The organism is Mongoliitalea sp., assembly GCF_054166905.1.
The window spans coordinates 38,735-62,563 of record NZ_JBSZCK010000013.1; the positions used below are offsets into that span (position 1 = coordinate 38,735).

Annotated in this window: 23 protein-coding genes and 2 tRNA genes; 13 read left to right on the top strand and 12 right to left on the bottom strand. The window is 38.9% G+C overall.

Features of this window, described 5'->3' with window-relative positions; translation table 11 throughout:
* Positions 1-3: 3 nt before the first annotated feature.
* From ACXIUD_RS03755 to ACXIUD_RS03795, 9 genes are all read right to left on the bottom strand, one after another.
* Positions 4-2,412 carry a TonB-dependent receptor gene (locus tag ACXIUD_RS03755; protein WP_458051280.1) on the bottom strand — a complete coding sequence of 803 codons (2,409 nt, stop codon included), beginning with the start codon at positions 2,410-2,412 and terminating at the stop codon, positions 4-6.
* Positions 2,413-2,504: 92 nt separating this feature from the next.
* A complete protein-coding gene (locus ACXIUD_RS03760; protein ID WP_458051281.1) occupies positions 2,505-3,212 on the bottom strand; it encodes a fatty acid desaturase in 708 nt (235 codons plus the stop codon).
* Between the two features lie 23 nt (positions 3,213-3,235).
* A complete protein-coding gene (locus ACXIUD_RS03765) occupies positions 3,236-4,081 on the bottom strand; it encodes a 4-hydroxy-3-methylbut-2-enyl diphosphate reductase (protein ID WP_458051282.1) in 846 nt (281 codons plus the stop codon).
* Between the two features lie 73 nt (positions 4,082-4,154).
* Positions 4,155-4,997, bottom strand: a complete 843-nt coding sequence (locus ACXIUD_RS03770; RefSeq protein ID WP_458051283.1) for a phytoene/squalene synthase family protein — start codon at positions 4,995-4,997, stop codon at positions 4,155-4,157.
* Between the two features lie 21 nt (positions 4,998-5,018).
* Positions 5,019-6,500, bottom strand: a complete 1,482-nt coding sequence (locus tag ACXIUD_RS03775; RefSeq protein ID WP_458051323.1) for a phytoene desaturase family protein — start codon at positions 6,498-6,500, stop codon at positions 5,019-5,021.
* 4 nt (positions 6,501-6,504) lie between these two features.
* Positions 6,505-7,017, bottom strand: a complete 513-nt coding sequence (locus ACXIUD_RS03780) for an RNA polymerase sigma factor (RefSeq protein ID WP_458051284.1) — start codon at positions 7,015-7,017, stop codon at positions 6,505-6,507.
* 215 nt (positions 7,018-7,232) lie between these two features.
* Positions 7,233-8,129: a MerR family transcriptional regulator gene (locus ACXIUD_RS03785; protein ID WP_458051285.1), complete on the bottom strand. Its 897-nt coding sequence runs from the start codon at positions 8,127-8,129 to the stop codon at positions 7,233-7,235.
* Between the two features lies 1 nt (position 8,130).
* The gene (locus ACXIUD_RS03790) at positions 8,131-8,577 is read right to left on the bottom strand and encodes a sterol desaturase family protein (protein WP_458051286.1); all 447 of its coding nucleotides are present in this window, start codon (positions 8,575-8,577) and stop codon (positions 8,131-8,133) included.
* Positions 8,578-8,608: 31 nt separating this feature from the next.
* On the bottom strand, positions 8,609-9,283 hold the full coding sequence (locus ACXIUD_RS03795; protein ID WP_458051287.1) for a carotenoid biosynthesis protein: 675 nt from the start codon (positions 9,281-9,283) through the stop codon (positions 8,609-8,611).
* Between the two features lie 91 nt (positions 9,284-9,374).
* Here ACXIUD_RS03795 and ACXIUD_RS03800 point away from each other — a divergent pair, with 91 nt between their 5' ends.
* Positions 9,375-9,677, top strand: a complete 303-nt coding sequence (locus ACXIUD_RS03800; protein ID WP_458051288.1) for a DUF4286 family protein — start codon at positions 9,375-9,377, stop codon at positions 9,675-9,677.
* A gap of 95 nt (positions 9,678-9,772) precedes the next feature.
* On the opposite strand, the gene ACXIUD_RS03805 is transcribed toward ACXIUD_RS03800, so the two are convergent.
* A complete protein-coding gene (locus tag ACXIUD_RS03805) occupies positions 9,773-10,516 on the bottom strand; it encodes a hypothetical protein (protein ID WP_458051289.1) in 744 nt (247 codons plus the stop codon).
* 51 nt (positions 10,517-10,567) lie between these two features.
* Here ACXIUD_RS03805 and ACXIUD_RS03810 point away from each other — a divergent pair, with 51 nt between their 5' ends.
* Positions 10,568-10,897: a Rieske (2Fe-2S) protein gene (locus tag ACXIUD_RS03810; protein WP_458051290.1), complete on the top strand. Its 330-nt coding sequence runs from the start codon at positions 10,568-10,570 to the stop codon at positions 10,895-10,897.
* Positions 10,898-10,962: 65 nt separating this feature from the next.
* On the opposite strand, the gene ACXIUD_RS03815 is transcribed toward ACXIUD_RS03810, so the two are convergent.
* Positions 10,963-11,298: a tRNA-binding protein gene (locus ACXIUD_RS03815; RefSeq protein ID WP_458051291.1), complete on the bottom strand. Its 336-nt coding sequence runs from the start codon at positions 11,296-11,298 to the stop codon at positions 10,963-10,965.
* A gap of 76 nt (positions 11,299-11,374) precedes the next feature.
* Here ACXIUD_RS03815 and ACXIUD_RS03820 point away from each other — a divergent pair, with 76 nt between their 5' ends.
* A complete protein-coding gene (locus ACXIUD_RS03820; protein ID WP_458051292.1) occupies positions 11,375-11,743 on the top strand; it encodes a hypothetical protein in 369 nt (122 codons plus the stop codon).
* Positions 11,744-11,789: 46 nt separating this feature from the next.
* On the opposite strand, the gene ACXIUD_RS03825 is transcribed toward ACXIUD_RS03820, so the two are convergent.
* Positions 11,790-12,326 (bottom strand): RNA methyltransferase, encoded by a 537-nt coding sequence (locus ACXIUD_RS03825; protein WP_458051293.1) that lies wholly within the window; start codon positions 12,324-12,326, stop codon positions 11,790-11,792.
* A gap of 85 nt (positions 12,327-12,411) precedes the next feature.
* Here ACXIUD_RS03825 and mutS point away from each other — a divergent pair, with 85 nt between their 5' ends.
* The 10 genes from mutS (at position 12,412) to ACXIUD_RS03875 (ending at position 23,805) form a co-directional block, all read left to right on the top strand.
* Entirely contained in the window at positions 12,412-15,015 is a 2,604-nt protein-coding gene (mutS, locus tag ACXIUD_RS03830; RefSeq protein WP_458051294.1) for a DNA mismatch repair protein MutS, read from the top strand.
* 50 nt (positions 15,016-15,065) lie between these two features.
* Positions 15,066-15,866, top strand: a complete 801-nt coding sequence (locus ACXIUD_RS03835) for a LuxR C-terminal-related transcriptional regulator (protein ID WP_458051295.1) — start codon at positions 15,066-15,068, stop codon at positions 15,864-15,866.
* A gap of 136 nt (positions 15,867-16,002) precedes the next feature.
* Positions 16,003-16,075: transfer RNA gene (locus ACXIUD_RS03840), tRNA-Gly, on the top strand.
* A 62-nt stretch (positions 16,076-16,137) separates the two neighbouring features.
* Positions 16,138-16,221, top strand: a tRNA-Leu gene (locus ACXIUD_RS03845).
* Between the two features lie 55 nt (positions 16,222-16,276).
* Complete coding sequence (locus tag ACXIUD_RS03850) at positions 16,277-16,528, top strand: GIY-YIG nuclease family protein (protein WP_458051296.1); 252 nt, start codon at positions 16,277-16,279, stop codon at positions 16,526-16,528.
* A gap of 156 nt (positions 16,529-16,684) precedes the next feature.
* A complete protein-coding gene (locus tag ACXIUD_RS03855) occupies positions 16,685-17,344 on the top strand; it encodes a pseudouridine synthase (RefSeq protein ID WP_458051297.1) in 660 nt (219 codons plus the stop codon).
* Between the two features lie 147 nt (positions 17,345-17,491).
* Complete coding sequence (locus ACXIUD_RS03860; protein ID WP_458051298.1) at positions 17,492-18,463, top strand: AAA family ATPase; 972 nt, start codon at positions 17,492-17,494, stop codon at positions 18,461-18,463.
* Between the two features lie 209 nt (positions 18,464-18,672).
* Positions 18,673-21,486, top strand: coding sequence for a carboxypeptidase-like regulatory domain-containing protein (locus ACXIUD_RS03865; RefSeq protein WP_458051299.1), 2,814 nt, complete (start codon positions 18,673-18,675; stop codon positions 21,484-21,486).
* Positions 21,487-21,521: 35 nt separating this feature from the next.
* Positions 21,522-23,132 (top strand): InlB B-repeat-containing protein, encoded by a 1,611-nt coding sequence (locus tag ACXIUD_RS03870; RefSeq protein ID WP_458051300.1) that lies wholly within the window; start codon positions 21,522-21,524, stop codon positions 23,130-23,132.
* A gap of 85 nt (positions 23,133-23,217) precedes the next feature.
* Positions 23,218-23,805, top strand: a complete 588-nt coding sequence (locus ACXIUD_RS03875; protein WP_458051301.1) for a hypothetical protein — start codon at positions 23,218-23,220, stop codon at positions 23,803-23,805.
* The last annotated feature ends 24 nt before the right edge of the window (positions 23,806-23,829 follow it).

Genomic DNA, 23,829 nt, shown 5'->3' on the forward strand with positions numbered 1-23,829 from the left:
ATATTAAAACTCTACGATTAAGCCAACAGTAGGAAGGATAGTGCCAGCAGGATTGTCCACAAGTCTCATGTTGTATCTGCTAGGATCATTTGGATTGACTTGAAGACTTCCATCAGTATTTCTGACTGGGATTAACCTTGGCGGTTGTTCAGCTAGGAAATTGTAGGCGTTTTGTACATCAAAATACCAGTTCAAATTCCATTTATCAAAGAAATATCTTTTATCAATTCTCAAATCCAATTGGTGAAATGCTCTAAGCCTAAGTGCATTGATTTGATTAAAATCCAAGAGCGCTTGTCCCCTTAAATCCCATACTTCAATTAGAGATGATGTTTCTATATCGATAGGAGTATAAGGAGTTCCTCCAAGATATCTCCAACGTGCACCTACCTCCCAGTTTTTACCGAATCGTTTTCCGGCTGTTAAGCTGACAATAAATCGATTGTCCCAAGCCGAAGGGATAAAACCTTCTGTATTTGGATTAGTAAATTCACTCCTAACAAGAGTGACTGAACCGATTCCATAAAAGTTGTTGAAGAATCGTTGTTGGGCCAAAAACTCTAATCCATAGGCTCTGCCTTCAGCATCAGACCTTACCTCTTCATTACCGATCACACCAAAATCAGCACCTAAATTTGCCAAGGCTATTCCATTCAGGACAGAAGAGGGATAATTGTTGTAGTGCTTATAAAAGGCCTCCACGCTGAATCTTCTACTCTTTTCAGGAATGACTTTTTCTATACCGGTAATGAGTTGGGATGAACGGATAAATTGAATATTGTTTTCTTGGTTTACCAATACCCCTTCATTATTTCTAAATCCAAGAGCAGTGTAGGGAGGTCTTTGATAATAGATACCTGCATTGGATGTCCAAAATAAATTAGGCTTAAATTGGTATGAAACACTAACTCTTGGACTAATCTGATTGAAGGGGTTCTGTGCCGTTTGGCCAAAGTCCGAGCCGTCAATTCGTACTCCCCCAGAGATTAATAATCGCTCATTCAGGTAGTTTTTAGTACCTGAAACAAATGCTCCATAACTATTAAAAAATGATTTAGCACTCACATCTAGTACTTGTCCTATGGGGGCTAATGTTTGTCTGTCAAAGTTGCTGATTGTAAATCTTGAAAACTCATAATTCACCCCATATTTTAAAGTAAATGAACCTTTGAAGATGGAGTTTTCTGCTCTGAATTTATTCTCACTTTCTTGGGAAAGGTAGTCAAACAACAGGTTGTCTCTGCTCGAATCATCATTTCCTGCATATTTGAAAGAGCGATTGTTCAACATGTTTCTACTCAAAACAAATGTCCAGAATCCATTTTCCCGAAATCTCTTTAAACGTAATCCCGTGGCATAATTCCATTGGGTTGATATGGGTAAATTGTCTAATAAGAAAAGTCTGTTTTCGCGCTCTTCGATTGTTTCATTGCGTGGTTCGTCGAAATTCAACGAGAACAAATCGATCGCCCCAACTCCTAAGAAAGTCAACTCTGTTTTATCATTTATTTTGGTAACCGTCTTGACTTGAAAATCATAGAAATCTGGTAAAAAAGGTAAGCCAATCGCTCTGAATAATAATTGCAAATAGGATCTTCTTGCAGAAATCAAGTAGGTGGTTTTTTCTCCCAATGGCCCTTCGTTGGATACCGTAAACTCACTGGCACCGATGGTCATTTGCGTAAACATTTTATCGCTTCTACCTTCTTTAAGTTCAAAATTAAAGAAAGAACTTAGAGAGTTCATTCTATCTGCAGGAAATCCACCTGTAATGACATCCACATTTTTTATCAGGTTTACATTTAGGATTCCGACTGGACCGCCTGACGAACCCTGCGTGGCAAAGTGATTGATTACTGGGACTTCGATATCATCTATGAAAAACTTATTTTCGTTAGGTGCTCCACCTCGGATGATAATGTCATTACGAAAAGCTGCAGTACTCGCCACGCCAGGCAATGATTGAATCACTCGGCTGATATCGCGATTACCTCCGGGATAGCGTTCTATTTCGTTGGTATTGAGTCTTCTGACAGAAATAGGTGTCTCATCTGATCTTGAAAAATCAGCATTCACGGTAACCTCTGATAAGTCTGATGCTTCTTCCCTTAATTCAAAGTTCAGCTGTACCGCACGTGCTCTGGTAACTTGTATTTCAAATTGAGTCTGGGATCTGTACCCGATAAAACTAGCCCTAACATTGTAGAGGCCAGGCTCCAAGTTAGTGAGCACATAATTTCCATCAATATCTGTAACAGTACCGTAATCTGTACCAATGATAACCACATTTGCAAATGGGATTCCTTCATTATTGACTGGATTAAATACACGACCTCTGATTTCTGCTCCTTGCTGTGCAAAAATCGGGATTGATAGCAACAAACAAATTAAAATTATAAATGAACGTTTCATTGGTTTAGCTTTTTGATAAAAGCTAAATGCATTTGAACGAAGAATTGTTCAACAAAAAAGGGGATATTTTGGGGTAAATTAGTTAAAAGTGATCAATGGTTATTTTCTTTTACTTTCCATAATCTCCACCAAGGAGTACCAGGAGAGTCATGATGCTCAAAATGATAGCCAAAGAAGTAGCAAGAGACAAAAGCCCATAAGTGATTTTTTTCTTGGGAATGTGAGTGATGTTTGTTGTCAGACTCCCCTTTGTGTGGTAGATATGTTCCGAAATAAAATAACTGTAACGTGGAAAGTATTGCAGGTATCATCCAGAAGATAATTAAATTCTCTGTTGGGAGGAAGAGTTTTAGGATATTAAAGGTGATGGCCATCAAGAGTATCTGCCAAATATTAACATATTGACGGATAAAACTTAAGTACCATATAAAGAAATTACCCGAAGGATGATAATCAGGATCTTTATCAGTAGCTACATAGCGATGATGCTCGTGGTGCTTGGGAAATAGTTTCCAGTAGAAATTATAAGAAAAAAAGATTGCCGAAATCCAACCCAAGGTGTGGTTCACCTTTTTGTTGGCAGCCACAACTCCATGCATGGCATCATGGGCAGTAATAAACAAACCTGTATATAAATGCATCTGAAGTAGGATGGCTACATAAACAAGCGGATTGTTCCACGAAAACTCCCAATTCAGTAAAAAAACCAGTAATAGTGCCCAAGAGATAATAATGGAGACTGCCACTACTATACCCTTATACCCTAAAGAATCGGAAGAAATGTTTGTATGATGAGCCATACTTCAAATATACGCAATTTGGCTTAGAAGGTCTCAAGCCTGTTTTTTACATCCTCCATGAGCCACATAGGCGTGGAAGTTGCTCCGCAAATGCCTACACTATCATTTTCATTGAACCATGCAGGATCCACCTGTTCGGAATTTGATACGAAATAGGTATTTGGATTTTTCTCTTTACAGACGTTATACAATACTTTCCCGTTGGAGGATTTAGTGCCACTCACAAATACGATTTTATCAAATTTATCTGCAAAATCTCTCAATTCTTTATCCCTGTTGGAAACTTGACGGCAGATGGTATCATTTGTATTAACCGTTATCCCTTTTTCACGAAGGATATTATTGATTTCATAGAATTTATCTGTGCTCTTGGTGGTTTGACTGTATAAAGTCAAATTTTTAGGAAGTGTATCCAAGTCCAATTCATTGATATCTTGGAAGACAACTGCATTATTACTTGTTTGGCCCAATAAACCAATGACCTCTGCATGTCCATGTTTTCCGTAGATGTAGATCGTCTCATCTTTGTCATAGGAGTTTTTGATGCGGTTTTGCAACTTCAATACCACGGGACAACTGGCATCGATCAAGGTAAGGTTATTATTGATAGCTAATTCGTAGGTAGAAGGAGGTTCACCATGGGCACGAATCAAGACCTTTTCATCTCTCAATTCTTTTAACTCCAAATGATCAATTATCCGCAAACCTTTATTGGTCAATCGATTGACTTCCTCATCATTATGGACAATATCTCCCAAACAATAGAGGTAACCCTGCTCGTCTAGGATCTCTTCGGCCATTTCAATTGCATAAACAACTCCAAAGCAGAAGCCAGAATGTTGGTCAATATGAACTCTCAGATTCATCATACGCTAGAAACTTTGGTTTTTTAGAAATTGTTTGACAATTCTTTTTTGTTGGGACTTGAATAACTCAAATATTTTAACTAAATCCTAATTTCATTCCAAAATACGTACCTACTAACAGAGATATTTTTCTAGCATTTGGAATTCTTATCCGCTCATGCGTAATCGTTTCAGCAGGGAGGCCTTTGATTTTATCAAAGAGTTTTTGATAATACAGGTAGGCCACCTTTACTCCAAGTTTGGCTCCTTTGGGAAGTTGATTGATACCTATCAATGCCTCATCAAAATCTTTTTGGATATCTTCTTCGATCAACTCCTTGGCAGATTTATCAAAGGACATAAAATCCACACCTGGGAAATACACCCGACCTCTTTCTTCATAATCACTCTTGATGTCCCGAAGAAAATTCACCTTTTGGAAGGCTGCGCCAAGCTTACAAGCAGGCTCGCGTAAGCGTAAATATTCTTGCTGATCTCCCTCTACAAACACCTTCAAACACATCAATCCCACTACTTCCGCAGAACCATAGATGTATTCATTGTATTTGGAATCGTTGTAAGTTTTAAAATCCAAGTCCATTTCCATGCTTTTCAGAAAAGCCTCGATCAAATCCAAGTCGATCTGGTATTGATTGACAATCAACTGAAATGCATGGAGGACTGGGTTCAGGGAGATGCCTTTTTCTATGGCTTCGTAGGTGTCCTTTTTAAAATCTTCCAACAAAGCCTTTTTATCTTGGTCATGAAAGGTATCTACGATTTCATCCGCATACCGTACAAAGCCATAAATAGCATAAATGGGAAGATGAAACTTCGAATCGAGGGTTTTGATACCTAAGGTAAAGCTTGTGCTGTACCGCTGGGTGATCAACCGACTACACTCGAAAGTAGTATCATCGTAGAGTTTTTTTGCATCCATACCCATAATATACCAATTTGTTTATAATTTGTTTTCCTTCATAACTTCTTTTGATACTACATGTCCCGAAATAAGGGTTGGAGGAACACCAGGACCGGGCACGGTCAACTGACCTGTGTAGTACAAGTTTCTTACTTTTTTATTTTTAAGTGAAGGTTTTAGGATAGCTGTTTGAAATAAAGTATTAGCTAGTCCGTAAGCATTGCCTTTAAATGCATTATAATCCTTTTTAAAATCACTGTGTGCATAGGAACGCTTGTAGATGATATGACTGCGTACTTCCTGACCAGTTAATTTCTCTAATCTGTCCATTACAATGTTGAAGTATTTCTCACGGATATCTTCCTCATCGTTCAAGTCTGGAGCTAGCGGAATGAGTATAACCAAGTTTTCCTTTCCTTCTGGTGCGACACTCGGGTCAGTTTTAGAAGCTGCGGAAAGATAAAATAATGGTCTTTCAGGCCATCTTGGATTCGTATAAATAGCATCCGCATGTGGGCCCATTTGCTCATCAAAGAATAACATGTGATGAGTAAGGTTGTCTAATTTCTTATCAATACCTAGGTAAAACAATAAACTGGACGGTGCCATGACACGCTTATCCCAGTATTTTTCATCATAATTCCTGAATTCTGGGGCAAGTAACTTGGAATCTACATGGTGGTAGTCAGCACCTGCCACTACTACGTCTGCTTCAAATTTTTCACCAGTTGTCAAAACAACGTCAGTGGCTACTCCATTTTTCACATTGATATGTGATACGTCGGCACTTAGGTGGATCTTTACACCTTTTTCCTCAGCAAGAGCCACCATTCCTTTAATGATTTCATGCATACCACCCATTGGGTACCATGTACCTAATTTGATATCTGCATAATTCATCAAGCTGTAGAGTGCAGGGATATTCTCTGCGGTTTCACCTAGGAAGATGACTGGAAATTCCATCAGCCGAATAATCTCTTCATTTTTAAAGAATTTACGCACATGCTTGGCCATGGATTGGAATACATCCATTCGGATGACGTCAATCAATAAACTTGGATTGGTAAATTCGAATAAGGATCTGCTAGGTCTGTAGACAAGGTCTTGAATACCCACCTTATATTTGTAGGCGGCTTGATCCATGAATTCATCAAACTTGGGGCCTACGCCAGGCTCCATGCTTTCCAATAAATCTCGGAATTTCTGAAGATCAGCAGGTATAGGAATAAACTGATTCTCTCCAAAAACAACAGTGTAAGAAGGATCTAATCGTAATAAATTATAATAATCTGATGGCTTTTTTCCAAAATGGCCAAAGTAATTATCAAATACATCCGGCATCCAATACCAGCTTGGCCCCATATCAAAAACAAAACCCTCGGCTTCGAACTTTCTCGCTCTCCCACCGGGGGTATCATTTTTTTCCAGAAGCGTAACTTGATATCCATTGTGCGCCAAATGTGTAGCGGTTGATAGACCTGCAAATCCAGCACCTATCACCACAACATTTTTTTTAGGCATCATATCAGTTTTTGTGTTGATACACGTGTAAGTCCTCTTTTAATAGTTTTCTAGCAATATGGATTCTATTTTTGACAGTTCCAATTGGAATGTTTAGTTTTTCGGCAATTTCATGGTATTTGAATCCTTTGTAGTGCATCATGAATGGTATTTTGTACACATCATCTAATTTCTCAATTGCGCTGTAGATATCGTCCATGGTAAAATCACCATAAGCACCATTTTCTACCAATGAATCACCCGAATTAAGGTAGTGCAAATTGTCAGTAGTGTCAACAAATGTTCCTCTTCTGACCATTCTTTGATAGTTAGTGATGAAGGTGTTTTTCATGATGGTGTACAACCATGCTTTTAGATTCGTACCTTCTGTAAACTTATCCTTATTTGTAAAAGCTTTTACCATTGTGTCCTGAAGCAGATCATTGGCATCGTCAGCGTCTCTTGTGAGTTTGAGCGCAAAAGGCTTCAAAGAACTTGATAATTTGTTTAACGAGTAACTGAATTCTAGAGTTGTCATGGCTTCTATCATTTTGTTTAATCAAATGTAGTAAAACTTAAACAACTTGCAAAAATTTTGTCTAATTATTTTTTCAAAAACTTAAACAAAAAGAAAATTGTTAGTCGATGAATGTCCCATAATATCCATTTATACCCATTTTGAAGCGGTTTAAAATAAAAAAAGGCAGATTTATAAAAACCTGCCTTGTTTAACATTTATTCTAATTCGCTCAACTATTTCTCCTGAAGCACTTGATTGATTTCAGACAAATACTCCTTTAGACTTCTTAAGTAATAAAGTGGAGTTACATTTTTTGCAAACTTAAAGTCTTGTCCAACTATTTGATAACCGGAAACGATGATTTTAGCATCTGGAAAATTTTCAGCAAGATTATCCATATAGTCCTGTACAAACTCAGTTGCCGGTGAAGTTGTGATCACCGTCATTAAAAAATCTGGCTTGTGCAATTTATAAACTGAAAATAAATCAGCACTTGGAGTGCTTTGACCTAAGTAAATTACTTTATGCCCACTCAGTTTGATGAGATATGCGGCAAACAGGATGGAGATTTCGTGTAATTCACCTTCTGGAAGGAATAATAGGAATTTTTTTCCTCCGCCTTTATACAATTGTCCATCGATAGCCACAATAAGTTTCTGACGTACCAGATTACTCATAAAATGCTCTTGCGCAGGATTTATTGCACCTGTTTGCCACAATACACCGATTTTTGACATGAATGGATAGATGATATTCATCATCGTTTGTTCAAAGCCAAGTTTGAGAATATTGGTTGATAACACCTTATCAAACCTCTCCTCATCCATTTCAATCATGCTAAGGGTCAATGCGTGAATTTGATCATCGTGCGTTAGGGTACGATCGGTAAGCTTCATTACTTCCTCCCGCATTTCTGCGTCAGACATGTTAGCTATTTTACTGATTTTATAGCCATTATCATTTAATAATGCTACGTTGAGAATCAGCTTTAAGTCATCATCATCATAGTACCTGATATTGGTATCTGTCCGCTTTGGCAGCAATAGATTATAGCGCTGCTCCCATACACGTAGTGTATGCGCTTTAATTCCTGAAAGCTGTTCGAGATCTTTAATTGAATAGGTACTCACGTTACTTGAATTTAAAGTATTTTTTTGGAACTATAAACAGACCAAAGGATACCGCATCATCTTTTTTATTGGTAGCATGATGCGCTTGATGTGCTTTAAATATTCCTAAAAGCCATTTGCTTTTAGGTCTATCAAACCACTTGAACCTTCTATGCACCAGTACATCATGGATAAAGAAATAACTCATTCCATAAATACTGATTCCAACACCCATCCAGAATCGGTAATCCAATTCTCCAACTCCCAAAAAGATCAGAGCAATGGCAACAGAGCCAAAGATGAAGGAAAAGATGTCATTAAGCTCAAAGAACGACTTAGACGGCTCATGATGTGTTTTATGAATAGACCATAAGGGACCATGCATTATATACTTATGTATGAACCAACCTGCCAATTCCATGGACAAAAAACCCAAAATTGTAAATATTACAGCATACATTACAGACATAACTTGGATATAATTAGATTGTTCAAATATCTCAAAGTATAAAATTCAACACTGCAAAGAAAATAATCAGATGGATAAGTAAGTAACTTGCCAAAGGATTATCTTTCCTAAATGGCACATAATGGTAAATCAATTGAATTAAAAAAGATACGCCAATCCAGCCTAAATAGTTGGATAGAGGAATAATGTCTCCTTCCCAGGTCCAAAAGTCTAAAGCAATTGCGACTGGTTCGATTAAGTAATCAATTCCCGTCATAACCAAAGCACCTACCAAGGAAGCCATGACTTTATTGGAAATAACTCTTCTGAGGAGTTCTCCGCTTGTGTAGATCAGCAAAAACCAATTAACACCAATCATCAAGGGTACTTCCCAAAGCTTCAACCCTAAAACAGGTCCGTATATATAATTTCCAAATGGAAAACCTGTATGTACGCCAGATACTTCTGACATAAAACCAATTCCAAATGCTGCAACTGCAAACCCGATAAAAGCCTTGCTCCAATCAGTATGGAATAATAAAAGTATACCAAGACTAAATAATAAATGTAATGGAGTTAATGCCTGAAATATAGGCCTTACAGCAGGAATACTCATGCCTACTATTCCCACGATATACACAATGGATAGTACGAGTTTGACAAGTGATTGCTTTTGTCTGAAAGTATCGAGCATAGTAAGTTTATCGGTAAGCGTACTTGTGAACATGTATGATGCGTTATTTTCCCCTGATAATTAACAAGACTACCCTATATTTGTTGACTTATTTGGTATATAAACTCATTCAACGCGTAAAAATATGTATTTATATAATGTGACCGTCAATGTAGAGAAAGAAATGGAAGAAGAGTGGCTGGACTGGATGAAGTCTGTCCATATCCCTGATGTTCTAAGTACTGGGATGTTTCTTGAAAACAAACTATTCAAAATCATGCACGATTCGGAAGATGGTAGCCTTAATTATTCGGTGCAATACTTCGCAGAAAGCATGGACCATATTATGAATTATCAACGCAATTTTGCTCCCCAACTTCAGGCTGAAACACAAAAGAAGTATGGAGATAGATTGGTCATCTTCAGAACCTTGTTAAAGCTGGTTTAAGCTTTCCGTAATAAATATAAAAGTTTGGTATCCTGTGGGATATATCCAAAAGACACCAAACTTAAATTTTTTTTAGATCCAGATGGATTATTAAGTTATTTGACTGGCTTATAGGCGTCACGATACTTGCTCCAAATCTCATAAATTGGATTTCCGGTAGAACTGAGTCCAGAGTGGTGCCATTCATTATCCTTCACTTCAAAATCAAAGCCTAAGGATGCGCCGACTCTACTGTCATCTCTTGAGAAGAAGGTAATATCCTCTATATATTTTCCATTTTCAGCAATGTAAGTTCCTCCTCCTGTACCCATAAACTCCTTGGTAGCAGAATTGAAGGCTATCCATTGAAATCTGCCTCCTGACAAAATCTTAACAGTTCTTCTATCGCCAGGTGTACTTCTTCGGATTTCCCCATCAGATTTTCTTCCTGTGAATACCCAGTTGGCTGTCAAGGCATCATTGCGACTACCCACCTTCTGCCAGGTTTCTTGGACTGATTGACCGTCCACCGTTTTGTTCAACACTAGTTGGTCTCCTTTTAATTCAAAAGTGTAAATCAATGATGTACCAACAAGCTCGGGGTCCAATGTGTAGAAATCTAAGTATTCTATATATTGATTTCCCTCTACTTTCATGTTTCCGCCCCCTGCTCCTAAAAATTTGTTGCCATCCATTAGCTTGGCTCCAAATGCAAAATAACCATCCTGAATCAGTTTGATGTATTCGGCATTGGTGATTTCTTGTCCATTTTGATGGGTCAATTTCCAAGCTCCTTCGATGCTTTGAGCTACTAGGATGGAACCTAGAAATAGGAACGGTAGTATCAATAGCTTTTTCATACAGTAGTTTGATAGATGTTTAAATACTAAATTAGGAGTAAATTCACGCTTATGAAAACATATTTCCTTGGACGGAGCAAAGAAGAGGTTCAAAGCTTCCTTCCCAATCAACGGGTAAAAAAAATTAAGGTTGGAGAAATGAATTTGGGAATTGTACGGATGGAAGAAGAGGTTTTTGCATTTGAGATACAGTGTCCCCATAGAAAAGCAGACTTAACCCAGGGCCGTATCACACATTATAAAGAGGTGGTTTGTCCACTCCATGAATACAGGTTTGATCTCCAAAGTGGCCAGGTAAAAGCTGGAGCTTGCCCAGATTTGAAAGTATATCCATGTAGGCTGTCAGAAAGTGGATTGGAGATCGACGTTCCTCAAATTTGAATTTTGTGTTTATGCCTTTTACGCCATGATCTTCCTTCACCCTTCCTCCTTCCTAACTCGTTCTTTCAATAAAGTCTACTTCCATTCGGGACTTGTTGATCAACAGTCATCAAAACCACATGCCCTTCCTCATTATTCACACCTGTCACAAGTACCTCTGACATAAAATCTGCGATTTGCTTCGGAGGAAAATTACAGACGCACAATACTTGTTTACCTATTAAGTCCTTGGGTTTGTAAATTTGAGTGATTTGAGCAGAAGATTTTTTGATTCCAAGATCGCCTAAATTAATCCATAACTTAAATGATGGTTTTTTGGCTTTTTCGAAGATTTCACATCTTTCGATTGTGCCTACTCTGAGCTCAATTCTTTGAAAATCACTAAAGTCAATCGTTTGCATTCGATAAGAAATTTTTATACTTTTGGAAACCTTACGTAAAATTAGGTGTTAAAAGATTGTACAAGCCATCAATCATATGAACTCTCTTAATAAAATCGAATTTAAATATTTCCCAGCAATACTAAGCTTTATATTTTTCGGTTTTTTATTCTCCGGTAAAGCTGAAGCTCAAAGTGATAAGGATAGGAATATGCCGGATGTACCAAGGACAGCCGATGTAATCAATTTTGAATCATCAGATGCCTCATACATGGAATCAAGAGACGCTGTCGGTGTGAGACCAGCGCCAACTAAGCCTACTCAAAGTCCAGCACTGCCAGTTCAGCGCAAAGAAAACCCTTTGTTCAAACAAGGGAGTGATAAAGAACAGGTTAAAAAAGAAAGTATGTCTACGTTATCATTCAATTTATTTTTGTATATCGTAGACAAATTCAGAGAAGATTAAATGCAAATACCAATAAACCCAAAAGAGAGGCTATTAGCCTCTTTTTTTATGGTAAAACTTTTAGTTTGGAGACAAAATCCCAAATTACGATACCCATAGAAACAGAAATATTGAGCGAGTGCTTTGTTCCTAATTGAGGGATTTCAATTACCTTGTCTGAGGATTTTATCACAGCTTCATCTACTCCAAATACTTCATTCCCGAAAACTAAGGCATACCTTCCTGAATTTTCGACTTCAAATCGGTGGAGGGCAATAGATTCATCTACTTGTTCTACTGAGCAAATAGTGTAGCCTTCTTTCTTCAACTCTTCAATAGCCTGAAGGGTATTTTCCACATAAGACCATGCAACAGACTCGGTGGCGCCCAGTGCAGTTTTCTGGATTTCCCTATGGGGAGGAGTGCCGGTAATCCCACACAAATAAATTTTCTCAATCAAAAAAGCATCGGATGTACGAAAGGCAGACCCCACGTTATTGAGGCTTCTTACATTGTCTAGAATTATCACTAGTGGAATCTTTTCTACCTTTTTAAACTCCTCTACACTGAGTCGGTTGAGTTCATCCATGCTTAATTTTTTCATGTGTTTTTGTTTAGGCTGATGATATGCGTTAATTTCAGGCTTTATTCCAGTTCAAAAATAGCAGAAAGATTTTAATCAGGTTGAAATGGCCAAAGCAAAGGACGCAAAAGAAACCCCATTGATGAAGCAGTACAATGCCATTAAGGCAAAGCACCCTGGAGCATTATTGCTATTTCGGGTAGGGGATTTCTATGAGACATTCGGAGAGGACGCAATCGTTGCGAGTAAGGTTTTGGATATTGTCCTGACCAAACGGGCCAATGGTGCGGCAGCCCATATCGAATTGGCTGGATTTCCGCATCATTCCTTGGATAGCTATTTGCCCAAATTGGTGCGCGCTGGTAATAGAGTGGCTATATGCGATCAGTTAGAAGATCCTAAAGAGGTCAAGGGTATTGTTAAAAGAGGAGTGACAGAACTCGTGACACCTGGACTTTCCTTCAATGACAATGTCCTCGACAAGCGTAAAAACAATTATTTGGCCTCAATTGCTTTTTCAAAAGATCTATTTGGAATTGCTTTTTTGGATTTATCGACGGGTGAGTTTATGGTGGCAGAGGGCAATGAAGCCTATGTAGAAAAACTGATACAGTCTTTTGCCCCATCAGAAGTGATTTATTCCAAAGCTTTCAAGCAAAAAGCCCAAGAGATGCTTAAAGAAAATTTTTCAACATTTCATTGCGAGGATTGGGTCTTTCAGTATGATTATACCTATGAAAAATTAACTAATCACTTCGAAACCGCCTCATTGAAAGGTTTTGGAATAGAAAATCTTTCGCAAGGGATTATTGCTGCTGGAGCGATTCTGTATTATTTGGAAGAAACGGAACATAAAGAGGTCAAACACATTGCTTCCATAGCACGCATAGCAGAGGAAAAATATGTGTGGCTGGATAAGTTTACAGTTCGCAATTTGGAGTTGGTATACTCGCCGCAGGATGGAGGTATCCCATTGATTACGATCCTTGATCAGACCATCACCCCTATGGGCTCTCGCATGATGCGCAAGTGGCTCGTTTTGCCATTGAAAGAGAAAGAGCCCATAGATGAGCGTTTGCGTATCGTGGATTATTTTTATCAGCATGCGGAATTGGTGGATGATATTCTACAGCATTTGAAGCAAATTGGAGATTTGGAACGGTTAATTTCCAAAGTTGCTGTTGCCCGAATCAATCCTCGGGAGATGAATCAGCTCAAAAAAGCACTAAAAAACACCTTACCTGTTAAGGAGGCGCTGAGGCAATCATCCAATGAATCATTAAAGAAGCTAGCTGATCAAATTCATAGCTGTGAGTTTTTATTAGAAAAAATTGAGCGGGAATTGATGGAGGATGCACCCATGTTGGTGCATCAAGGAAATATCATCAAATCTGGAGTGGATGCTGAGTTGGATGAATACAGAGGTCTTGCCAATCAAGGAAAAGACTATTTGGTGGCATTACAACAACGAGAAACACAGCGTACAGGGATTTCTTCACTGAAGGTCGCTTATAATAAGGTGTTCGGGTATTATTTAGAAGTCACTAATGTCCATAAAGACAAAGTGCCTCAAGAGTGGATACGCAAGCAGACTCTTGTCAATGCAGAACGATACATAACTCCAGAATTAAAGGAGTATGAAGAAAAAATCCTGAATGCAGAGGATCGAATGATTGCCATTGAACAACGCTATTTTGCAGAACTTGTCAAGGATGCTTCTGAATATGTGGTCAATATACAGCAAAATGCACGGATTCTAGCTACTGTTGACTGTCTGTTGTCTTTTGCAACCGTGGCGCGGACGAATAACTATGTAATGCCCAAGATTTCGGATACGGATACCTTGGAAATTAAAGACGGTAGGCATCCAGTTATCGAGCGACAATTGCCGGTAGGGGAGCCTTACATCCCAAATGATATTTACCTAGATAATGATTCCCAACAGATTATCATCATTACAGGGCCCAATATGGCAGGTAAATCTGCTTTACTAAGACAAGCAGCATTGATCGTGTTGATGGCTCAAATGGGAAGCTTTGTTCCTGCAAGTTATGCTCGGATAGGTATTATTGATAAGGTGTTTACCCGTGTGGGTGCCTCTGATAACCTGTCCAAAGGAGAGTCCACCTTTATGGTTGAAATGACGGAAACAGCAAGCATTTTAAATAACCTTTCGGATAGATCTTTGGTTTTAATGGATGAAATAGGTCGAGGGACCTCAACCTATGATGGCATTAGCATTGCTTGGTCCATAGTGGAGTATTTGCACAATCATCCAAAATATAGAGCGAAAACCTTGTTTGCTACCCATTATCATGAATTAAACCAATTAGCCAGCGATTTTCCAAAGATTAAGAACTTCAATGTTTCTGTAAAAGAGGTGGGCAATAAGGTGATCTTTATGAGGAAGTTAAAAGAAGGGGGTAGTGAACATAGTTTTGGTATACACGTAGCCCAAATGGCAGGTATGCCAAATCCGGTAGTCCTTCGTGCTTCAGAGATAATGGCACACTTGGAAAAAGACAAGGCTATGAATCATCCCACGGACAAAATGAAAGACGTTCCCAAAAACAATTATCAGCTAAGTCTGTTTGAAATTGACCCCAAGTTTAAAGAGGCTCAGGAAATCTTACAGGCGATTGATATTAATACGATTTCACCCATTGAGGCCCTTTTAAAATTAAATGAAATCAAGAAAAAACTTGACTAAATAAGTAATTAATTTCCTTTAATTTCTTAGATTAGTTTTTTGAACGATTTATGAAAGAGTCATTGATTCAAGATCTGCAAAAGCAGGACAAATATGCTGTCTATTTTAAAGAATGGCAGGCGAGGGAGTTTGTTCCAAACCCTGATGAAAACCAACTATTAGCCAATTTGGAATTTACGGCACAAAATATTGGCTTAAAGGAGGGCTTGGTAATTGCTTGTTTCGATTACCGTGCATTAAAATTGGCTTTTTACACGGATAATGTCGAGGATATCTCTGGTTTTTCTTCATCCTACCTTAAAAATGAGGGAATGGAAGGGGGCTTGGGTATGGTTCACCCAGATGATTTACCGGAGTTGTTCCGCTTCCAAAAGATTGTATTCGATACTTGGCATTCCTTAACACCAAAACAGAAGGAGACATTTGAGTGGACATATACGGTACGTTGGGTGCATAAGGATACCAAAAAAGTCAAGTGGTTTTTCGCCAGGGTGAGGCCCTATTTAGTAGACAATAATGGTAATATTGTTTTTGACCTACATTTGATAGTAGAGCTCACTACTGTACCCCAAACATCCGGCTATGATTGGAGCTTATCTTACACCCTTGAGGACGGAACTAAAATCCTAAGTACCCGTACTGAACCTCTCAAGATGAATGTCAACTTGACAAAAAAGGAAAAACAAGTGGCTCGTCTGCTAATGAATGGACTTACCTCTGAAGCGATTGCAGGTCAACTCCATATTTCCGTGAATACAGTATATACACATAGGAAAAATATATTGAAAAAGGTAGGTGCAAAGAATACACCGGAAATGTTGAAAATTCTTTTTGCAAATGGAATAAAGTAAGGCCTTGAAAATCAAATTCAAGCCTAGTTCTGAGAAAAAAAGTGAAATTTTTTTTATTCACACCTTTTGCAAATTTAGAAAACTGGTATACCTTTGTGCTCACAAAAGACGGAAACGCACGGTGAACGTCACAAAAGCGAGAGTAGCTCAGTTGGTAGAGCACGACCTTGCCAAGGTCGGGGTCGCGAGTTCGAATCTCGTCTCTCGCTCAAAAAGGCCCTTGGATAAAGGGCTTTCGTATTTTAAAGCATACACTCTAGCAGTAGAGTAAGCCGGGATGGTGGAACTGGTAGACACGCAAGACTTAAAATCTTGTGGCCACTAGGCCGTGCGGGTTCGATTCCCGCTCCTGGTACAAAACCCTTACATTTATTGTGAGGGTTTTTCTTTTTTAGCTAATTTTAAGGAATATGGTTACCGTGTATGCTATTTCAAGCAAAGAGAGAAAATATATTTACGTGGGTCTAACATCAAACCTCGATGACAGACTACATAGACATAATAGTGGATATGAGCGAATAACAAAGCCTTATAGACCATTTAAGTTAATTTATACACAAGAGTTTATGACTAGATCTGAAGCACGTGAAAGAGAGAAATATTTAAAAACAACTAGTGGAAAAAGCTTTTTACGTGCTTTAGAAGAGTCTAGTAGCCACTAAGCCGTGCAGGCCTGTCTACCGACAGGTAGATTCGATTTTAGCTACCTTTGGTAGCTCCCGCTCCTAGTACAAAACCTCACAGAAATGTGGGGTTTTTTGTTTAATGGCATTCCCATCGTTTTTTCTAGCTTTGTAATCTAATTATTACTTATCAACATGTCTTACCGCTACTTCGTCATCTACAAACCCTTTGGAATCCTAAGCCAATTTAGTGGGGATCAAGAAACATTGAAAGATGTGTTCAATTTTCCCCCAAATGTTTATCCTGTAGGTCGTTTGGATAAGGATAGTGAGGGATTACTGTTGATCACAGATGATAAAGCGTTAAATAATTTCTTGTTGCATCCTGTCTTTGGTCATAAACGCAGTTATTTGGCCCAAGTGGAGGGAACGCCTACAAATGAGGCTATTCATGCTTTAGAAAATGGTGTTTCTATCAATGTAGACGGGAAAATGTATCAGACCAAAAAGGCATTTGCTAAACTTTTGGAATCGACCCCTTTACTTCCAGAGAGGAATCCGCCTATCCGTTACAGAAAGTCAGTTCCTGATGCATGGATTTCCCTGACATTGGTGGAGGGAAAAAATAGGCAGGTGAGAAAGATGACTGCTGCTGTTGGTTTTCCTACCTTAAGATTGGTTCGGTGGTCGATGGAGAACCTGACGATTGAAGGTTATGAGGTAGGTGAGGTCCGCGAGTTTACCCAGGAGGAAATCTATAAGCTTCTGAATACTTCCGATAAAAAAATCCAAAACACTAAAAAAGGTTCAGAAAAAAAGACTTCCTACAATCCTTCAGTCAAGCGAAGACGTTGAAATGTTAATTATTCTTACCTTTTATCAAGAAGAAGGCCGGCACGTTGCCAAAAAAATCAAATTATTCTAATTTAGGCGGATTGTTTAGAAAAAAGAATAAACAGGCAATTAGTTAAATAGCTATTCATCGAAGAAAATATAAATTTCATGCATCAGGAGAAGATCCAACAGGCAATAGAGGAAGTAAAAAAGGTAGTGGTAGGCCAAGACCGTATGATCAATAGATTATTGATCGGATTGTTTACTAATGGGCATATTCTTTTGGAAGGTGTACCTGGTTTGGCAAAGACCTTGACAGTTAACACCTTGGCAAAGGTACTTCATCTAGATTTCAAGCGTATTCAGTTTACCCCTGATTTGTTACCCGCCGATTTGGTTGGTACCATGATTTACAATCAGCAAGAGGCTAACTTTGAAGTGAAGAAAGGTCCGATATTCGCCAATATTATCTTAGCAGATGAAGTCAACCGTTCTCCAGCAAAGGTTCAATCAGCTTTGTTGGAAGCCATGCAGGAAAAGCAAGTAACCATCGGTGAAACTACGTTTCAATTGGATAGACCGTTTTTGGTATTAGCAACTCAAAACCCTGTAGACCAAGAAGGTACTTATCCACTTCCCGAAGCGCAGGTGGATAGATTTATGATGAAAGTGCATATTGATTATCCTTCCAAAGCAGATGAGATGGAAGTTATGAGAAGAATGTCCAATATGACCTTTACTTCAGATGTTCAGGCTATTCTTTCGAAAGAAGATATTTTCGCTATCAGAAATCAGATCAATGAAGTCAAAATAGCAGAACCGTTAGAACATTACATTATTGAGTTAGTTTTTGCAACGAGATTCCCAGAGAAGTATGGCCTAAAAGAGGAGTCTAAATACATCCAATTTGGGGTGTCTCCTAGGGCAAGTATCAACCTCAATCTTGCAGCCAGAGCTGTGGCCTACATGGATAAGCGTGACTACGTATTGCCGGAAGATATCAAGGCCATTGCTGAAGACGTGCTTAACCACCGCATTATTTTGAATTACGAAGCGGAGGCCGATAATGTAAGTACGAGAGACTTGGTGAAGCGCTTTTTGGATAAAATCCCAATTAACAAATCCGTAACATTGAAATAACTCAAATTATCCAAATTTTCAGGGTTTTGTAAGTTTTAAATTATTTATACACAGTTTGAGGCCATTGCAATATGAAACTATTGTGATGGCTTCTTTCATTTTAGGCTAGCAGATTCATAAATTCATAATTTTTCATACCCACTCAAGTAACATTTGGTGAAGACCTTTGTAGCGTTCGTAAAAAACACGCTGTACAAAGAGAACATCCAATGAAAAAGAATTTACTTATAACATTTCTACTCGTCCTGATTGGGTCTGCTGCAATAGCCCAGTCCGGTTCACTTAGAGGAGTAGTGAAAGATGCCCGTACGGGTGAAACCATTATCGGAGCAAACGTCCGTTTGGAAGGGACTTCTTATGGAGTTGCCACGGGTCTAGATGGAGATTTTGAAATTACGAGAGTTGAACCTGGGAAATATACAGTGCTCATCTCTTTTATCTCATACAAGTCCATCAAGTTTGAAGACATCCAAATTTTCTCAGAAAAAGCCACGGTAATAGATGTGGAATTAGAAGAGGATTTAGGAGACTTGGGAGAAGTCATAGTACTAGCTTCTCGAGAAACAGGTTCTAACGTAGCGGTTGTATCTGAAATCAGAAAGTCACTTCAAGTAGTGTCTGGTATTTCTGCTGATCAAATCAAATTATCCCAAGATGGTAATGCAGCCCAAGTCATGAAGCGGGTTTCGGGGGTAAGTATTGTTGATAATAAATTTGTGAGGGTAAGAGGGGTGGACGATCGCTACAATGTGGTCATGATAAACAATTCAGTTGCACCAACTACACAGATTGATAAAAGAACATTTTCCTTTGATTTGATTCCAAGTGACAACTTGGATAGGATGCTAATTTATAAGTCATCCTCTCCAGAAGTTCCTGGGGATTTTGCAGGTGGCCTTATTAAAGTTTTTACAAAAAATACTCCTGATGAAGATTTCTTCAATATCAGTATAGGTACTGCTTATAGACAGAATACTACGTTTAGACAGTATGCGCAGACGGGAGGTTCACGTACGGATTGGTTAGGTTTTGACAGCAGCAGAGGCCTACCGGAGTCCTTCCCTACCACAGATCAATTACTTTCCGTAGGTGCAGGAAACCCGCTACGTGCACAAGCTGGACAGCAGCTTGACAACAACTATCGCATGGACACAACCAATGCAGCGCCAAATGCCAATTTCGGATTTGCTTTTGGTAAAAACTGGAACGTTTTTGGGAAAAGACTGTCTACCATCACAAGTGGTTCCATTTCACAAGAATATCAGTATTTCCTAGCCGACAGAAGCCGTTATTTTTTCCCTGAACCAGGAAGACCAACCGAAAAACGTGATGAGTATTTTGATAATACTTACCAAAAAATGAACGAGGTAGGTCTGATGTCCAACTGGATGTTAAGACTAAATGCTTCCAACAAGATAGAATTCAGAAACCTATTCAATATTAGTGGTCAAAATGAAACCATTGTAAGAACGGGAGCTGATTTTGTTCAAAGACCTGAAGGTGCTCAGGATTATTCGTTCAGATATGAATCCAAGCGCTTATTTTCTAGTCAATTAGAGGGTACGCACTTGTTCAGCGATGAGACAGCCAAATTGAATTGGGTGCTTGGTGCGAATCATTTGTACCATGAAGAGCCAGATTTTAGACGTCTGAGAACACGTATCGTTCAGTCAGGTGCTGAGCAAGAGTTTGTGATCATTGCTCCTCCAAGCTCCAGTCCTCAGGATTTGGGAAGATATTTTGGCTATGTCAATGAGTCGGGATTGGTCAATGGAGTAAATTTTGAGAAGAAATTTGCCGGTGTTGAAAAAGATAGACCGCGAATCATTAGAGCGGGCTATTTGGTGGATTATAAGTGGAGGGATTTTTCTGCTCGCTACATTACTACCTTTTTTCCTGGATTCCACAATCAAGAAGTGGGAGAACAACTGCTTAGACAGCCTATTTATCAGGCCTTTGCACCTGAAAATTACAGACAGGGCGATGGTTGGTTGATCCAAGAGGGTACACGTCCTTCAGATGCTTATGATGCTAGCACTTTAGTAACGGCTGGTTACATTGGAGCTGTTTATCCAATCAGAGATTTTAATTTCTCGGGTGGTCTGCGTACAGAGTATTCCGTACAGACAGTCGCCAGTGGAAATGATGCAGGACCTATCAACGTGGAAAACATAGAGCTTGCCTATTTGCCTTCTTTGAATATCGATTACAACTTCAGTAAAAAATCCTTAATCCGAGCAGGGTACGGCAAGACTGTCAATAGACCTGAGTTTCGTGAATATGCTCCATTCTTGTACTATTCATTTGAGATGATTGCCGGGATGTTTGGAAATGCCAATCTTCAAATGGCGAGAATCGACAATTTTGATTTGCGATATGAGTTTTATCCAAATGAAGGTGAAACATTCTCAGTAGGTGGTTTTTACAAGTACTTTAAAAATCCAATCGAGATGGTGCAAGGTAACGTAACGGAAACCTTGTTGTTTACTTATGACAACGCTGTAGATGCAACCACCTATGGGATAGAAGTAGAAGCCAGAAAATCATTGGGTACTGTGACTTCAGCTCCTATCTTAAGAAACCTAGCTTTTAACGTGAATGCTTCTTTAGTATGGTCAGAGGTGTTTTTAGGGGAAGATGTAACTTTTGAAGCAAACAGACGAGCACTTCAAGGCCAGTCTCCTTACATGGTTAATGCCGCTATGTACTACATCGATCCAATCTCGGATTTTTCGGCAAGCTTAGCATACAATGTACAGGGACCAAGAATATTTGTAGCAGGCAATACCAACTTTCCTTCTATCTACGAATTAGAAAGACATGTGGTAGACTTGACTGTGAGCAAAACTTTTAGAGATAGAACTACCCTGAAGTTTGGAATCCAGGATCTATTCAACTATCAGTACAGATTTTATCAAGATTCCAACTTCGACACTAAAATCGACCGATCCATTGATGACCCCATGTTCCTTTGGAGAAAGGGATCCTTATACAGCATTTCCTTGAATTACAGAATCAAATAAGTCACAAACTAAACTTTATAATCAATTACAAAACCATGAAAAATTTCAACACATTTTTGAGAACTGCTTTAGCTCTGGCAATTGCCTTAGTTATGTTCTCTTGTGGGGAGGATGAAACTCCTACAACTACCTTTACGCTTAGTGTACTTTCCCTTCCTTCACAAGGAGGTACAGTAGAGCCAGGTACTAGTCAGCAGGCTGAAAATGCAAACGTAACCCTTACTGCTACACCAGCAGCAGGTTGGAAGTTTGTACGTTGGGAAGGGGATGCTTCCGGTACAAATGCAAGTACTTCGATTACAATGAGTTCAAATAAGGCTGTCGTGGCTGTATTTGAAGAGGAAAGTAATATTGTTGTTCTTTCTGGTAACCTTACAACAAGAACATTGACAAATGATTTTCAATACCTAATCCAAGGACAGGTTTTTATTCCGGATGGTGTCACAGTTACTATACAGCCAGGTACAGTTCTTTTTGGTGAGAAACGTTCCAGAGGTACACTTATCGTAGATAGAGGTGGTAAACTCATTGCCAAAGGCACAAGAGAAAACCCAATCGTGATGACTTCAGCTCAAGAGCCTGGTGAGAGAGATAGAGGTGACTGGGGTGGACTAGTAATCTTAGGTAGAGCTAGAACCAACCAAGCAAATCCAGCTATTGAAGGTATCGAGCCATTGAGAAATTTTGGTGGTGATGATGATAACGATAACTCCGGTGAATATGAGTTTCTACGTGTAGAATATGCAGGTATCGAATTGACTCCAAACAATGAAACAAACTCCATTACTATGGGTGGTGTCGGCAGAGGCACTAAAATGGAGCATTTAGTGGTTTCTTACGGTGGTGATGACGGTTTCGAGTGGTTTGGTGGAAATGTAGATGGAAAATATTTGGTATCCATTTCGACTTGGGATGATGACTTCGACGTGGACTTCGGTCACTCTGGAAATATTCAGTTCGGTTTGGTCGTGAGAAATCCATTCTTCGCAGATCAGTCTCAATCAAATGCTTTTGAGTGTGATAATGGTCCTAATGACAACGATGTACAGCCTTACACTACTGCTACATTCTCCAATATCACAGTGTATGGACCTAGAGACCGTGTCAACAGATCTATTTCTGCCAACAATGTTCAAATGATTGACTTGAGAAGAAGAACAGCAGTTTCTATCTTTAACTCCGTATTCACTGGATTCCCTGTTGGTTTAAGATTCAATACGGCTTCTGTTACAGAACAATACAGAGCTGGTAGAGGTGCTTTGGAAAATAATATCATGTTGCACCCAAATGCTGCCTTTGCTGCAGGTGGTGGTGCAGTCCTTGCAGATGTTGAAGATATCTGGAGAGCTAAAAACCAAACCGTACAAGTTCCTGGAGTTGATGCTGACTGGGAAGGTTTCTACAGAGGTTATGGTTTAAATCCAGAAAACTTCTTTGCAAGATTTACACTTCAGACCTACCCAAGCAATCCTAACTTTTCCCTATTGCCAAATGGAACATTGGCTACAGGTGCAGAATTCACAAATCCTAAATTGGGTGATTTCTTTGATAAAACTGTTCAGTATATAGGTGGATTTGGTTCAACTGACTGGACAGACGGATGGGTTGATTTCAATCCATTGAATAGAAATTATTCTCAGCGTTAAATTGAGTTCTTTCTAAATACAAGGCTTGCCGAATTGTTAAAGGTCAGTTCGGCAAGCTTTTTCATTAGTTCACTACTACACACACATGAAGCTTTACGTATCCCTACTATTATTATTTGTGCTTGTTGCCTGTCAAACCAAGGAGCCTTATGATCCTTCCAATCATCTTTCTAAACAGGAACAACAAGCCCTTCTCCTATCTACCGTTCGTTATTTCGGACATTTGCCCAAAAAAGGTACCCATGAGAACAAGTTTAATGAAGTCTTTGATGAGTACTATTCTAAACTTGTTTTAGATTATACCCTAGAGGCTTACATTCCTCATGATGGGTACGAGTATTATATGATTTCCAGAATTGCACCTTCCCTGAAACAGAAAAAAGTAGCCTTAGCTATCCGCGTTCAAAGAGATGCAGACAAAAATATTACGTTTTACGAAGAAATTTTCAGAACATGGAAATTTGAAATTCCTGAAATGCTCGAAAAGAGTATGATGCTTTTTGATTTGCTGATCAAAGGAGAAGATCTGAGTCCATACTATCCTCAAAACTCAGGCGATGACGAGTTTATAGAATTCCCTGATGAGCGGACCTACTTCGATACAGATGAAAGAAGGTGGAAATTATATACCATTTCAGATCCAGCTTCAGTACTTGAGGAGGAAAAAGAATAAGTTCGAAAACCAAAAAATACCTAG

What these genes read in the sequence shown, in the direction of transcription:
- ACXIUD_RS03755 (WP_458051280.1), bottom strand. Translation starts at nt 2,412, where the DNA reads ATGAAACGTTCATTTATAATTTTAATTTGTTTGTTGCTATCAATCCCG.
- ACXIUD_RS03760 (WP_458051281.1), bottom strand. Translation starts at nt 3,212, where the DNA reads ATGGCTCATCATACAAACATTTCTTCCGATTCTTTAGGGTATAAGGGT.
- ACXIUD_RS03765 (WP_458051282.1), bottom strand. Translation starts at nt 4,081, where the DNA reads ATGATGAATCTGAGAGTTCATATTGACCAACATTCTGGCTTCTGCTTT.
- ACXIUD_RS03770 (WP_458051283.1), bottom strand. Translation starts at nt 4,997, where the DNA reads ATGGATGCAAAAAAACTCTACGATGATACTACTTTCGAGTGTAGTCGG.
- ACXIUD_RS03775 (WP_458051323.1), bottom strand. Translation starts at nt 6,500, where the DNA reads ATGCCTAAAAAAAATGTTGTGGTGATAGGTGCTGGATTTGCAGGTCTA.
- ACXIUD_RS03780 (WP_458051284.1), bottom strand. Translation starts at nt 7,017, where the DNA reads ATGACAACTCTAGAATTCAGTTACTCGTTAAACAAATTATCAAGTTCT.
- ACXIUD_RS03790 (WP_458051286.1), bottom strand. Translation starts at nt 8,577, where the DNA reads ATGTCTGTAATGTATGCTGTAATATTTACAATTTTGGGTTTTTTGTCC.
- ACXIUD_RS03795 (WP_458051287.1), bottom strand. Translation starts at nt 9,283, where the DNA reads ATGTTCACAAGTACGCTTACCGATAAACTTACTATGCTCGATACTTTC.
- ACXIUD_RS03800 (WP_458051288.1), top strand. Translation starts at nt 9,375, where the DNA reads ATGTATTTATATAATGTGACCGTCAATGTAGAGAAAGAAATGGAAGAA.
- ACXIUD_RS03805 (WP_458051289.1), bottom strand. Translation starts at nt 10,516, where the DNA reads ATGAAAAAGCTATTGATACTACCGTTCCTATTTCTAGGTTCCATCCTA.
- ACXIUD_RS03810 (WP_458051290.1), top strand. Translation starts at nt 10,568, where the DNA reads ATGAAAACATATTTCCTTGGACGGAGCAAAGAAGAGGTTCAAAGCTTC.
- ACXIUD_RS03815 (WP_458051291.1), bottom strand. Translation starts at nt 11,298, where the DNA reads ATGCAAACGATTGACTTTAGTGATTTTCAAAGAATTGAGCTCAGAGTA.
- ACXIUD_RS03820 (WP_458051292.1), top strand. Translation starts at nt 11,375, where the DNA reads ATGAACTCTCTTAATAAAATCGAATTTAAATATTTCCCAGCAATACTA.
- ACXIUD_RS03825 (WP_458051293.1), bottom strand. Translation starts at nt 12,326, where the DNA reads ATGAAAAAATTAAGCATGGATGAACTCAACCGACTCAGTGTAGAGGAG.
- mutS (WP_458051294.1), top strand. Translation starts at nt 12,412, where the DNA reads ATGGCCAAAGCAAAGGACGCAAAAGAAACCCCATTGATGAAGCAGTAC.
- ACXIUD_RS03835 (WP_458051295.1), top strand. Translation starts at nt 15,066, where the DNA reads ATGAAAGAGTCATTGATTCAAGATCTGCAAAAGCAGGACAAATATGCT.
- ACXIUD_RS03850 (WP_458051296.1), top strand. Translation starts at nt 16,277, where the DNA reads ATGGTTACCGTGTATGCTATTTCAAGCAAAGAGAGAAAATATATTTAC.
- ACXIUD_RS03855 (WP_458051297.1), top strand. Translation starts at nt 16,685, where the DNA reads ATGTCTTACCGCTACTTCGTCATCTACAAACCCTTTGGAATCCTAAGC.
- ACXIUD_RS03860 (WP_458051298.1), top strand. Translation starts at nt 17,492, where the DNA reads ATGCATCAGGAGAAGATCCAACAGGCAATAGAGGAAGTAAAAAAGGTA.
- ACXIUD_RS03865 (WP_458051299.1), top strand. Translation starts at nt 18,673, where the DNA reads ATGAAAAAGAATTTACTTATAACATTTCTACTCGTCCTGATTGGGTCT.
- ACXIUD_RS03870 (WP_458051300.1), top strand. Translation starts at nt 21,522, where the DNA reads ATGAAAAATTTCAACACATTTTTGAGAACTGCTTTAGCTCTGGCAATT.
- ACXIUD_RS03875 (WP_458051301.1), top strand. Translation starts at nt 23,218, where the DNA reads ATGAAGCTTTACGTATCCCTACTATTATTATTTGTGCTTGTTGCCTGT.